At 63.6% G+C, this 12,575-nt stretch carries 12 protein-coding genes; 7 read left to right on the forward strand and 5 right to left on the reverse strand.

Annotated elements, in window-relative coordinates:
* Nucleotides 1–12: 12 nt before the first annotated feature.
* Nucleotides 13–1,578, reverse strand: a complete 1,566-nt coding sequence (locus CKW40_RS18580) for an alkaline phosphatase family protein (RefSeq protein ID WP_095201318.1) — start codon at nt 1,576–1,578, stop codon at nt 13–15.
* A 226-nt stretch (nt 1,579–1,804) separates the two neighbouring features.
* On the opposite strand from CKW40_RS18580, the gene CKW40_RS18585 reads away from it, so the two are divergent.
* The 4 genes from CKW40_RS18585 to CKW40_RS18600 all read left to right on the forward strand — a co-directional run bounded on the left by CKW40_RS18585 (nt 1,805) and on the right by CKW40_RS18600 (nt 4,886).
* Entirely contained in the window at nt 1,805–2,737 is a 933-nt protein-coding gene (locus CKW40_RS18585) for a VOC family protein (RefSeq protein ID WP_095201405.1), read from the forward strand.
* Nucleotides 2,738–2,741: 4 nt separating this feature from the next.
* Nucleotides 2,742–3,377, forward strand: a complete 636-nt coding sequence (locus tag CKW40_RS18590) for an alpha/beta hydrolase (protein WP_095201319.1) — start codon at nt 2,742–2,744, stop codon at nt 3,375–3,377.
* Nucleotides 3,378–3,379: 2 nt separating this feature from the next.
* A complete protein-coding gene (locus CKW40_RS18595; protein ID WP_095201320.1) occupies nt 3,380–3,679 on the forward strand; it encodes a GNAT family N-acetyltransferase in 300 nt (99 codons plus the stop codon).
* A 148-nt stretch (nt 3,680–3,827) separates the two neighbouring features.
* Nucleotides 3,828–4,886 carry a dipeptidase gene (locus CKW40_RS18600; protein ID WP_095201321.1) on the forward strand — a complete coding sequence of 353 codons (1,059 nt, stop codon included), beginning with the start codon at nt 3,828–3,830 and terminating at the stop codon, nt 4,884–4,886.
* Between the two features lie 10 nt (nt 4,887–4,896).
* Here CKW40_RS18600 and CKW40_RS18605 read toward each other — a convergent pair whose 3' ends face one another.
* The 4 genes from CKW40_RS18605 to CKW40_RS18620 are packed head-to-tail and all read right to left on the reverse strand — an operon-like array spanning nt 4,897 to nt 9,579.
* The gene (locus tag CKW40_RS18605; protein WP_095201322.1) at nt 4,897–5,142 is read right to left on the reverse strand and encodes a hypothetical protein; all 246 of its coding nucleotides are present in this window, start codon (nt 5,140–5,142) and stop codon (nt 4,897–4,899) included.
* A gap of 2 nt (nt 5,143–5,144) precedes the next feature.
* The gene (locus CKW40_RS18610; RefSeq protein WP_095201323.1) at nt 5,145–6,404 is read right to left on the reverse strand and encodes an aminomethyl transferase family protein; all 1,260 of its coding nucleotides are present in this window, start codon (nt 6,402–6,404) and stop codon (nt 5,145–5,147) included.
* Between the two features lie 3 nt (nt 6,405–6,407).
* Nucleotides 6,408–7,973 carry a phytoene desaturase family protein gene (locus tag CKW40_RS18615; protein WP_095201324.1) on the reverse strand — a complete coding sequence of 522 codons (1,566 nt, stop codon included), beginning with the start codon at nt 7,971–7,973 and terminating at the stop codon, nt 6,408–6,410.
* Nucleotides 7,960–9,579, reverse strand: coding sequence for a phytoene desaturase family protein (locus tag CKW40_RS18620; RefSeq protein ID WP_095201325.1), 1,620 nt, complete (start codon nt 9,577–9,579; stop codon nt 7,960–7,962). Before CKW40_RS18620 ends, CKW40_RS18615 begins: the two co-directional genes overlap by 14 nt.
* A 277-nt stretch (nt 9,580–9,856) precedes the next feature.
* On the opposite strand from CKW40_RS18620, the gene CKW40_RS18625 reads away from it, so the two are divergent.
* From CKW40_RS18625 to CKW40_RS18635, 3 genes are read left to right on the forward strand one after another with little or no spacing between them, the layout of a single operon-like run.
* Nucleotides 9,857–10,645 (forward strand): methyltransferase domain-containing protein, encoded by a 789-nt coding sequence (locus CKW40_RS18625; RefSeq protein WP_095201326.1) that lies wholly within the window; start codon nt 9,857–9,859, stop codon nt 10,643–10,645.
* A 6-nt stretch (nt 10,646–10,651) separates the two neighbouring features.
* A complete protein-coding gene (gene betI / locus CKW40_RS18630; protein WP_095201327.1) occupies nt 10,652–11,338 on the forward strand; it encodes a transcriptional regulator BetI in 687 nt (228 codons plus the stop codon).
* A gap of 48 nt (nt 11,339–11,386) precedes the next feature.
* A complete protein-coding gene (locus CKW40_RS18635) occupies nt 11,387–12,469 on the forward strand; it encodes an ABC transporter substrate-binding protein (RefSeq protein ID WP_095201328.1) in 1,083 nt (360 codons plus the stop codon).
* The last annotated feature ends 106 nt before the right edge of the window (nt 12,470–12,575 follow it).

Raw genomic sequence — 12,575 nt, forward strand, 5'->3', positions numbered from 1 at the left:
TGCCTTACTGCCTTACTCCCTTATTGCCTTACTCACATGTCCCGCCACGCCAGTTTCCGTCAACTCCGCCAGCGCCAGTGACTGGTCGAGATGTTCGGCCCGCCAGGCGAGAAGCCGCTCGGCGAATTCAAGACGGGTGGACAGATGCGCGGGGCTGGTGGCGAGGTTGGTCAGTTCGCCAGGGTCGGTCTCGACGTTGAAAAGCAGGGGTGGCAAGCCGCCGCCAAAATGCACGTATTTGAATTTTTTGGTGCGGATGACAGCCAGGTTGCACTGGCGCGAGGCAATGCCGAAATGCGTTTCGGCCTCGCCATCCGCGATCGAGCGGAAATCGAACTCCCAATGCGCGGCGTCGCGCCAGATGGCGGGGGTTCCGCCGCTCAGGAATGGTTTCAGCGACCATCCGTCGAGATGCGGTTCGGGGGGCTCGCCAAGCAGGTCTATAAGTGTGGGCAAGATGTCTACCGCTTCGGTGAAGCGATCCACCGTGCTGCCGGCAGCCTTGCCATGCCGCGGATCGCGAATGATCAGCGGGATGTGGTAGCTGCCGTCGAAGTAGCCGCCCTTGCCCAGCATGAAATGGTCGCCCATCATCTCGGCGTGGTCCGAGGTGAGGACAATGATTGTGTCGTCCCACGCGCCCGAAGCCTTGAGCGCCTGCCATATCAGGCCAAGCTGTGCGTCGACCTCCGAGATCATGCCGTAATAAATCGCCCGGATGCGGCGGAAATCATCCTCGCTCCAGTCGTGCACTTTGCCTGCGGCGCCGGGGCGGAACTTGGCGCGTTTCTGCCGGCTGAGATCATAGGCGAGATAGGGATGGCTTTGCGCTTCGGCCCGCCAGCTCTCCGCACGGTGAAAGGCCGGGCCGTCGGCTGGATCGTATTGTGTGTTGTAGGGCTCCGGTACGATGAACGGTGGATGCGGGCTGATGAAGGAGAGATGCGCGAACCAGGGCGTGGCTTGCTCCTGCTCGCCAAGCCAACGGCGGAACTCGCCGACAAGGAAAGCCGCCGGCGTATGGTCTTTCGAATAGATCGGCGGTGCCTCGGTCACGGCGTCGCCGCTGTCGTCCTCGTCTACGGGACGGTGGATGCCTGGAAATCCGGCGCTGGCATCGATGCCCTGCTGCTTCAGCCAGGACAGCCACTGCTTCTGGTGCTCCGGCAGCAGCTGGCGCGCCGTGAATCCCGGCAGCACGCCTTCATAGCTTTTCAGCCTTGGATCACGGGGTGCCAGCAGGCGTGGATCGAGCGACACGTCGGTATAGCCGAACAGCGTCGGATCGTAGCCGATGCTGCGCGCGTGCTGCGCGATGTTGCCATGACGGGCGTCGAGCGGTGAGCCGTTGCGGCAGACGCGGTTGTTCATCTGGTAGAGGCCGGTGTAGAGGCAGGCGCGCGCCGGTGAACAGGGTGCGGCGCCGCCATAGTGGCGCTTAAACAGCACGCCCTCGGCGGCCAGCGCGTCGGCGTTCGGCGTCTTCACCACGGGATGGCCGGCAGCCGACAGGCAATCACCGCGCCACTGGTCGCAAGTGATCAGGAGAACATTCGGGCGCCTGGCTTTTCCTGTCACTCGCGATACCTTTCGCTGGTTGGTCGAATGCCATTCATGGAACCGATTTCCATCAAGGGCGCAAGACCGCCCGTGTTAGTCGATTGGTGAACAAATTTCTTTCCATCGTTCACTTTTACAGCACAGTCCATTCTGTGTTTGCCGCCTTTGCCGCAAGCGGCCGTGTCCTCATATTGGCGTGGAAAGCGGCGAGGGCCGCACAAACACCAAGGGAAGGAGCAAGACAATGCTCGACCAGATCAAGGGCCTGCATCACGTCACCTCGATGGCCAGGGATGCGCGCCAGAACAATGATTTCTTCACCCACAAGCTCGGCCTGCGCCGGGTCAAAAAGACAGTCAATTTCGACGCGCCCGACGTCTACCACCTCTATTATGGCGACGAGGCCGGCACGCCGGGTTCGGTTATGACCTATTTTCCGTTTCCCAACATCGGCAAGGGCCGTCACGGCGTCGGCGAAGTCGGCACCACGGTCTACTCGGTGCCGGAAGACACGCTCGCCTATTGGGAAAAGCGCTTCGCCGACGAAGGTGTGAGCGGTGTTTCCCGCGAGGAGAGTTTCGGTGAGAAGCGGCTCAGATTTGCCGGTCCTGACGGCGACGGTTTCGCGCTTGTCGAGGACAAGGCCGATAGCAGAACGCCATGGGCCAAAGGCGGCATCCCGACTGACGAGGCGATCCGCGGCTTTCACTCGGTTTCGCTCAGGCTGAAGGATGGCGGCGCCACCGAGGAGCTGTTGAAATTCATGGGCTACGAGGAAGTCGACAAATCGGGCAATGTCAGACGGCTTGCCATGAAGAACGGCAATGGTGCCGATGTCGTCGACATCGAATCGCTGCCGACCGCAGCCTTCGCCGATCTCGGCGCCGGCTCGGTCCACCACGTCGCCTTCGCCGTCGAGAACCGCGCCAAGCAGCTCGAAGTGCGCAAGGCGTTGATGGACACAGGCTATGGGGTGACGCCGGTGATCGACCGCGACTATTTCTGGGCGATCTATTTCCGCACGCCGGGCGGCGTGCTGTTCGAAGTCGCCACCAATGAGCCGGGGTTCGACAGGGATGAGGACACCGCGCATCTGGGCGAAGCGCTGAAGCTGCCGACGCAGCACCAGCATTTGCGGCCCTATCTCGAACAGCACCTGCAGAAGCTGGAAGGCTAAGACCATGAGCAAGGACGCTTACATCCACAAGGTGCTGCCCGGTTCGCCGGGCGGTCCCTTACTTTTCGTCTTCCACGGCACCGGCGGTGACGAGAGCCAGCTTCTGTCGCCAGGGCGCGATCTCGTGCCCCAGGCCACCATCATCTCGCCACGCGGCGATGTGTCCGAATACGGTGCGGCGCGCTTCTTTCGTCGCACCGGCGAGGGTGTCTACGACATGGACGATCTGGCGCGGGCAACGGACAGGATGGTGGCCTTCGTCAAGGCGCATGTCGACGCGGCCCATGTCGGGGCGGCAAAGCCCTCGGCGGTGCTTGGCCTCGGCTATTCCAACGGTGCCAACATACTGGCCTCGGTGGTGTTCGCCGAGCCCGGGCTGTTCGACGCCACGGTGCTGATGCATCCGCTGATCCCGTTCGAGCCGCAGGTCAAGGGCAGCCTCGCCGGCCGCCACATGCTGCTGACCGCCGGCAAGCGCGATCCGATCTGTCCGCCGAACCTGACGACGCGGCTTGAGGCCTATTTGCGTGCCGATGGTGCCGATGTCACAGTGGAATGGCACGAAGGCGGGCACGAGGTGCGGCCAAATGAAATCGAGGCGGCCCGGCGGCTCTTTGCCGGTGTCGCTCAAGGAGTTTAGACATGCCCGACCAATTGCCTGAAATCGAATTGGAGGACCACGGCTCCAAGGGGCGCTATGTCCTGCGTGGCCCCGGCGGCGCCGAGGCCGAGATGACCTTCACCAAGATCGGCGAACACCAGATCATCATCGACCACACCGAAGTACCGGACGCGTTTCGCGGCCAAGGCGCCGGGCTTCGGCTCGTCACCCGCGCCGTCGAGGATGCACGCGCGGCGGGCAAGAAGATCATCCCGCTTTGCCCGTTCGCCAACGCCCAGTTCCGCCGCCACGCGGAATGGGCTGACGTGCTGAAGCAGTAGGGTAGCGCAGGCACGTCATCGATAGGCTGCAGCGGGGGGATAAAGGGGCAGTCCCCGCTGCCGGCTGGCTTTGTCATTTGCCGCGACCGGATATCTTGCCTAGATATGATATCTCGCCGTGCCGACAAACGAACTGAATGATCCCCCTATGACCGAAACCGACCTCGTCCCCGTCTTCGACGGCCACAACGATACGCTGCTCAGGCTGTATCAGTCGAAGGACACGGACGTCGAAAAGCTGTTCGTCGAAGGCAAGTCGGGCGGCCATATCGACCTGCCGCGCGCCAAGGCGGGCGGCTTTGCCGGCGGCATGTTCGCGATCTTTCCGCCGCCGGTCGAGAAGGCCAGGCGCAGCGCCGTACCCTCGGCACCGAGCGACAGCGAGCCGCTGCCGCCGGAGGTGCCGCGCGCCGATGCGCTGAACTCGACGATCGCGATGGCCTCGATCCTGTTCCGGCTGGAACGGGCCGGGGCTCTGGCCGTCTGCCGCACCGCCGGCGATGTGCGCAACGCCATGGCCAAAGGCACGATCGCCGCGGTTTTCCACATCGAGGGCGTCGAGGCGATTGATCCCGAACTGACCATGCTCGACGTGCTGCATGCCGCCGGCCTGCGCTCGCTCGGCATCGTCTGGAGCCGGCCGAACGCCTTCGGCAACGGCGTGCCGTTCCGCTTTCCGTCCTCGCCGGACACCGGCCCGGGGCTGACCGATGCCGGCAAGGCGCTGGTCAAGGCCTGCAATCAGCTGAAGATCATGATCGACCTCTCGCACCTCAACGAGAAAGGTTTTCGCGACGTGGTTGCGCTTAGTGATGCACCACTGGTCGCCACCCACTCCAACGTGCATGCGCTCTGCACCCATTCGCGCAATCTCACCGACTGGCAGCTCGGCGCCATCCGCGAGTCCGGCGGCATGGTCGGGCTGAACTTCGCGACCGGCTTCCTGCGCGAGGACGGCCGCATGAATGCCGACACCAGCCTCGACATCATGGTGCGTCATGTCGATTCCCTGCTGCAGGCGCTGGGTGAGGACGGCGTCGGCCTCGGCTCCGATTTCGACGGCGCCATGATCCCGGCCGTCATCGGCGACGTCGCCGGCCTGCCGAAGCTGATCGATGCGTTGGCCGCGCGTGGTTTCGGCCGGGCGCTGATCGAGAAGATCGCTTACCGCAACTGGTTGAGCATGCTCGAAAGAACCATTGGATAGCGCGCAGGCGCTACTCGAAACCCATCCTTTTCAGCCAATCCTTGCCGATGCCGCGGTCGCGGATGATCGGCAGCGGGTTCTCTGAGTCCAGCCGCGCGCAGATGCGGTAGACTTCGAGTGTCTCGGCACTCATCTCGTCGCGCTTGTAGAAGAACATGGCGGCGGCATAGCGCGTGCGGCCGGACCATTTTTCGCCGAGCGGCGTGTTGACCAGCTGCCACTGCTCGGCCGCTTCCAGCTCCGCTTCGTCGGCCATGGTCAGAAATCCGCCGGCGGATTGGCGGTGCGGCGATCGAGCTTGATGAAGGGCCGTGGCATCACCTTGGCCCGCTTCATCAGCTTCTGATACTGCAGCTCGCGCATGGCGTAGATCTCGACCCAGAGGTCTTCCACGACAGTATCACCATAGGGCCGCGCCAGCGAGGCGATGGCGATGTTGCGCTTGGCCATCGGCGACCACATGGCGGCACTGACCAGGCCGACCTCCTGATGCTTCTTGTGATAGACGATGGCGTGTTCGGCCGGGATGTTGCCTTCGATCTCCAGCCCGACCAGCACATGGCGCAGCTTGCGTTTGGCGCGCGCTTCGAGGATGGCGCGGCGACCGTTGAAATGGGCGTTCTCCGGATCGATCATGAAACCGAGACCGATCTCGTCGGGCCTGCGCAAGCGGTCGGCGCGGATGGCATGCTCGGCGGTGGTGAAGTCGGCATTGGCGACGATCAGCCCGGCCTCGAGCCGGGCACGATTGAGTGCGGTATAGCCGATGGCGCGGATGCCGCGCAGCTCGCCCGCTGTCATCAACCGGTCCCACAGGCTCAGCGCCTTGTCGGCCGGCACGAACAGTTCGTAGCCGAGATCGCCGGTGAAGCCGGTGCGCGAGATGGTGACGGTTGCGCCGTCGTGCGGGAAATCCGCAAGGTCGAAAACCCTGAGCTTCTCGACACCAGCGAAGCCGGCATCGCGCAGCACCGCGAAGGAGGTTGGACCTTGCAGCGCGAGCCCGGCGACGGCCTCGGTTTCTTCTTCGACGGTGACGTTGAATCCAATAGCACCGTCGAGCAGCCACGGCAGATGACGCTCTTGCGAACAGAGGCGGAAGCGGGTCGGCGAGAGGCGGAACAGCGTGCCGTCGTCGAGGACAAAACCCTCGTCATCACACCATGCGGTGTAGTGGACGCGGCCGGGTTTGAGTTTGGTGACGTCGCGCAAGGTGACGCGGTCGAGGAAGGCTTCGGCGTCCGGCCCCTCGATCCGGTATTTGATCATCGGCGAGATGTCGAACAGCGCCGCCTGGCTGCGGATGGCGAAATATTCGAGCTCCTCGTCCCACAGCGAATGCGGCGCACGATAGCCGGCCCAATTGTACCAGTCCTGGGTTTTGGCCAGCGCATCGAGGCGCGGCTGGAACGGCGTGCCGAGGCGCAGCGTGCGGAAATGACCTTGCGCGGCGATGCGGGCGGAAACGGTCGCGTCGGCCGTCTTTGCAGCGGGCTTTTTCCTGGTTGCCTGGGCCATGATCTATCCCTTCATCGCAATGATGCGTCGCGCGGCATTGAGCCCTGGTGCACCGGAGACACCGCCGCCGGGATGCGAGCCGGCGCCGGCCAGGAACAGTCCTTCGAGCGGCGTGTCGTAGCCCGACCAGCCGGAGACGGGGCGCGAGATCAGCATTTGGTCGGCCTGTAGCTCGCCATGGTGCCAGTGGCCGCCGGGCATGCGATAGCGCGCCTCGATATCGGCCGGTGTCAGCAGCTCGGCATGGAGGACGCTCTTGCCGATGCCAGGCGCATGAGCCTCGAGCTGCGCCATGACAACCTTGAGGAATTTCGGCTTGCCGGCAGCCCAGCCTTCCTTCAAGGCGTAGGGCGCGTATTGCACCACCGCCGAGAGCACACAGGCGCCGTCAGGCGCCAGCGATGGATCGGCAAGACTGGGCAGGGTGATCTCCATCACCGGCTCGGGTGAGAATTCGCCATATTTGCATGGGTTGAAAGCGCGCTCGACATGATCGGGCGAGGGCGCAATGACCAGCCGGCCCTTGTGAGCGGCGGCATCGGCACCGGTGAACTGTGGCGGCCGGTCGAGCGCCAGATGCAGCTTGGCGGTATCGCCCTTCATGCGGATGTTTTTCACCTTGCGCACGAAACCGGTGTCGATCTCGCGCGGGCCGACAAGCTCGAGGAAAGTGGTCGCCGGATTGATGGCGGAGACAATGGTCCTGGCGCGCAACTCCTCACCCGTGTCGAGCGCGACGCCGACGGCGCGGCCTTTCTCGACGATGATTTTTGCTGCGGTAACCGAGGTGCGGATGGTGACATCGGCCTTCTCCGCCGCGGCGCGAATGGCGGCGACGACGGCGCCCATGCCGCCTTGCGGCACGACCTGTGCACCGGCCGCTCCGCCCGTCTCGCCGGCCAGGCGATAGTAGAGACCGAGCAACGAGGTCGGCGAGCGCGGGCCGAGATGGCTGCCGAGTGTCGCGTCGAAGGCGAGCAGGCCTTTCAGCCTGTCATCCCTGAGCTGTTCGTCGAGCAGGTCGGCGGCGTTCATCAAGAGCACGCGCAGGAAGTCGCGCATGTCTTCCTTGCCGAGCTTCTTCAGCGCCAGCGCGGTCTGGCCAAGGGCTGCCGTCTCCAGCAACGACATGCCGGCGAGATCGGGCGCGCGGCGGGAGAGGAAGGGTTTCAAGATGCCGGCATAGCGCAGCAATTGCGCACGCAGTTCCTTCCAGGCCGACTGTTCGGAGGAACTGGCTCCGGTCAGCACCTCGCCATAGGCGCCATGCAGCATCAGCGCCGGGCCGTCTTTTGACAGCGCCACAGACGGCAGGAAGTCCGTGCGGGCAAATTGCAGCCCATGCTTCTCCAACTCCAACATCTTCACCACACCGGGATGCAGGCGGTTCAGAAGATGAGCGATCGAGGAGACGCGGAAGCCGGGGGCGAATTCCTCGGTGCGTGCGGCACCGCCGACTTCGCTGCCCGCTTCCAGCACCAGCACCTTGTGGCCGGCTTTGGCCAGCGTGGCGGCGGCGACGAGGCCGTTGTGGCCGCCGCCGATGACGATTGCATCAAATGACGTCATGGGCTGGGCTCATATGCGAGGTGGATTTGGCGAGATCGCGCAGGATTTCGGCGGCGGCATTGCGGCCGGGCGCGCCCATGACACCGCCGCCGGGATGGGTCGAGGAGCCGCACATATAAAGGCCACGCACCGGCGAGCGGTATTGCGCGTAGCCCGGCACAGGCCGGTTGAACAGAAGCTGGTCGAAGGTCAGTTCGCCCTGAAAAATGTTGCCTTCGGTGAGCCCGACCTCGGCCTCGATCTCACGCGGCGTGCGCACTTCCATGTGGACGATGCGGTCGCGGAAGCCGGGTGAGTATTCGGCGATTTGCGCAATCACGCTTTCGGCGAAGCCGTTGCGGTCGGCATCGGTCCATTCTCGGCCGTTCACCTTGGGCGGCGCGTATTGCACGAAGCAGCTCATGAAGTGCTTGCCCGGCGGTGCCATGGTCGGGTCGAGCGTCGTCGGGATCACCATGTCGAGGAAGGGGTCGGTCGACCAGCGCCCGGCCTTCCAGTCGTCATAGGCGCGCTCCATGCGCTCCATCGAATCGGTGAAATGCATGTCGCCGCGATAGACAGGCGAATCCTTCGGCAGCGCCGGGAATTCCGGCAGCGAATCGAGTGCGATGTTGACCTTGCCGGAGGAGCCGCGGATCTTGAAGTTTCTCACCCGGCGCAGAAAGATGTCGGGCAGTTCCTTCTCCTCGACCAGCTTCAGGAAGGTGCGCTTCACGTCGGCATTGGAGACGACGAGCTTGCCATAGATCTCCTCGCCGCCAGCCAGCACCACGCCCTTGGCCTTGCCGCGGCTCACCAGCACATGGTCGACCTCGGCGCCGGTGCGGATGGTGCCGCCCGAGGCCTTGAACGATGCGGCCAATGCCTTGGTGACCGCGCCCATGCCGCCGCGCGCATAGCCCCAGGCACCGACCGAGCCGTCGACCTCACCCATATAGTGGTGCAGCAGCACGTAAGCCGTGCCGGGCGACATCGGCCCGAGCGCGGTGCCGATGATGCCGGACAAAGCGAAGTTTGCCTTGATGACATCGGTCTCGAAATACTCGTCGAGGAACTCCGAGATCGACATGGTCCAGAAGCGCAGCGTCAGTGCCATTTCTTCCGCCGACAGGCCGGCGAATTTCTTGCCGAGGTAGAGAAGTTCGCCGAGGTCGCGCGGCTTGAGGCTGGTCGGGTCGGGCGCGGTGCGCATCAGCAGCGGCTGGATGAAGCGGCACTGCCGTGTCACGTCGCGGGCGTAGCGGTCATAGGCTTCGGCGTCGCGCCTGGAGAAGCGCGCGAATTCGCGCCGGTGCGCATCATGGTCGCGGTAGTTGGCGAGATAGTCGCCGTCGCGAGTGAACACCGCGCCGCCTTCGTAGGAAATGACCTGCAGGCCGAAGCGCGGCAGTTCGAGGTCGCGCATGATTTCCGGGCGGAACAGCGAGCAGACATAGGAGCAGTTGGAGTAGAGAAACCCCGGCGTCAGCTCGCGGCTGGTGGCAGCACCCCCGACCCAGCCGTTCTTCTCCACCACCAGCACATCGAGCCCGGCGCGTTGCAGGTAGCAGGCGTTGACCAGGCCGTTGTGTCCGCCGCCGATGATGATCGCGTCCCAAGCTTTCATTGTGGCCCAGTCTCTTTGTTTCTTCGCAATTCCCAAGGGAAAGCTCTGTGCGGTTTCCCGGGAAAGCCGCTCACACTTTTCCTGGAATTGCTCTGTGCGACCCGCTGTTCATTTTTGCGTGATCTGTTCCCGAATGAGCGGAATTTGGCACGGTATCGGCCATTCTGTCCAGCTATTCTGAATGAATGTTCAACAAATGATGTTGCGTTTTCCCAGGCATGCGATAGGCTTTGCCGGCATTCGAGCTGAGCATTCGTCGATTGGGGATCGAGGGCTGATGATCGAAACGGCAGATGCCGAGTATGACGACACCGCCATCCGCTTCCTCGAGGCGCTGTGGGGCGAGGGCTACCTGTCGCCGGGCGGACCTGAAGAGGTCGACCGGGTGGTCGAAGGGCTTTCGCTGAGGGGCAAGACGGTCCTCGATATCGGCTGCGGGGCCGGCGGCATCACCTTGCATCTGGTCGAGCGCCATGGCGCCGCTCATGCCACCGGCTTCGATGTCGAGCAGCCGGTGATCGAGGCGGCCAGACGGCGAGCCGCCGAGCGCGGGCTCTCGGACCGCGCTGACTTCGTCCAGGCGCCACCCGGACCACTGCCTTTCGCCGATCGCTCCTTCGATACCGTTTTTTCCAAGGACGCGCTGCTGCATGTGCCTGACAAGGACAGCCTGTTCGCCGAGATCTTCCGCGTGCTGAAACCGGGCGGCGTCTTTGCCGCTTCCAACTGGATGATTGGGCATGATGGCGAACCCTCACCCGAGATGAAGGCCTATATCGCGGCGGAAGGGCTGTCCTTCGCCATGGCCTCGCCGGCGCGCTATGCGCAGGCGATGCGCAAGGCGGGCTTTGCCGACGTCACCGTGCGCGACCGCAATCCGTGGTACCGGGAGGTGGCGCGCGGGGAGCTCGCGCGGCTCAAGGGATCGCTCTACCGCCAAGCCGCCGCCGTGGTCGGCGCCGCCTATGTCGACAAGAACATCCGAACCTGGGAGGCCATGCAGAAGGTGCTTGACAGTGGCGAGCACCGTCCCACTCATCTGCGCGGTTGGAAGCCGGTTGGATAGCCGGCGATGCTGGAGACCGTCACATCCATGAAGACTTCCGAAGCCAGGGACATTCCCGCCGAAACGGCGCAAAAGGGCGATGCCGAAAAGCGCGGCCGCAAGGCTTCGAAGGAAGTCCGTCAGCTGCAGCTGATCGAGGCGACGATCGATTCACTGGCCAAGCGCGGCTATGCCGAGACGACGATGGCCGATGTCGCCGATGGCGCGGGCCTGTCGCGTGGCATTGTCAACTTCCATTTCGAGAGCAAGGAAAAGCTGCTGATCGCGACGCTGCAGCACATGTATGACGAGTATTCGGCGCATTGGCGCGCCTCCCTGCAGAAGGCAGGCGACGATCCGGCGCGGCAGCTGCAGCAATTGGTGTGGGCCGACTTCGACCGCTCGATCTGCAACAAGCGCAAGCTCGCCGCATGGCTGGCCTTCTGGGGCGAGGCCAAGTCGCGGCCGACCTATCAGGCGCTGAGCAGTTCGCGCGATAATTATTACCAGCAGGTCTTCATCGATCTCTGCACGACGCTCAAGCAGAGCGGCTCGTATGGCTATGAGCCGCAGGTGATGGCGCTGGCGCTGTCGGCCATGCTGGAGGGGCTGTGGCTGCGGCTGATGATGGGCACTGAGGACACGACGCGAGAAACAGCCCTGCAGGCGGCCAACGCTTTTTTGGCCGCCGCCTTCCCGAAGCATTACGGTTAGCAACAGCCGGCCGCCAAGACCGGCAAGACCAAAAGAGGATGGAACAGCATGAAGAACCTTAGCCGACGCCTGACATTGACATTGGCGCTGGGCGGCGCGCTTGCGGCTTCGGCGGCAGCGCTCGCCGTCGCCGCCGACAAGGACCTGATCGTGTTCGACTGGTCCGGCTATGAAGCCCCCAGCTTCCATCCGAAATATGTCGAGAAGAACGGCGATTCGCCGACCTTCGCCTTCTTCGGTGACGAGGACGAGGCGTTCGAGAAGGTGCGCTCCGGCTTCAAGGCCGATCTTGGCCATCCCTGCTCGCAGAGCGTGACGAAGTGGCGCGAAGCAGGCCTCTTGCAGCCGCTCGACACCTCGAAGATCACGGGCTGGAAAGACCTCAATCCTGGCATCATGGCGATGAAAAATCTCGCCACGACCGATGACGGCAAGGCGTGGTTCATGCCGTGGGACTGGGGCAACACCCAGCTCACCTACAACTCCTCCAAGATCGACGCCAAGGACGTGCAGTCGCTGAAGGCATTCGCCGATCCGAAGTTCAAGGGCCGGGTGTCGATCGGCGACAATGTCGACGATGCCTATGCGCTGGCGAGCCTGGCCATCGGCCTGAGGGACTGGACCAAGATGACAGACGACCAGTTCAAGCAGGCATCCGACTTCCTGCGCCAGGTGCACAAGAACGTCCGCTCCTACTGGACCGACACCACCGACATCGTGCAGCTGTTGAGCGGTGGCGAGGTCGACCTCGCCTGGGCCTGGAACGATGCGACGGTGCAGTCGGTCGCCGCCGGCGTGCCGATCAAATCCGTAAAGGATACCAACGAAGGCATCTCGACCTGGGTCTGCGGCTATGTGCTGTTCAAGGATGCGCCCGGCAACATCGACAAGGCCTATGACTATCTGAACGCCGTCAACGATCCGGAGACCGCTAAAGTGCTGGTCAAGGACTGGGGCTATGGCCAGGCCAATGCCAAGGGCATGGCCGGCGTCGACCAGGCGATCCTCAGGGAAAAAGGCTATGACGACGTGCAGAAGTTCGTCGACAAGACGCTGTTCCAGTCGCCGCTGCCGTCCGACCTCAAGCTGAAGATGATCGCGGAATTCGAGAAGATCAAAGCCGGGTATTGATTGGCACGACTGCCCGTCCGTTGCCGGTATGGCGGGCGGACGGGCCTCGCCAAAGCGGATGATTTCTCCTAACCTCGCGGCAGCTTTTTCGCGATGGGGGACTCTC

The sequence above is a fragment of the Mesorhizobium carmichaelinearum genome (assembly GCF_900199455.1).
GTDB lineage: Bacteria > Pseudomonadota > Alphaproteobacteria > Rhizobiales > Rhizobiaceae > Mesorhizobium > Mesorhizobium carmichaelinearum.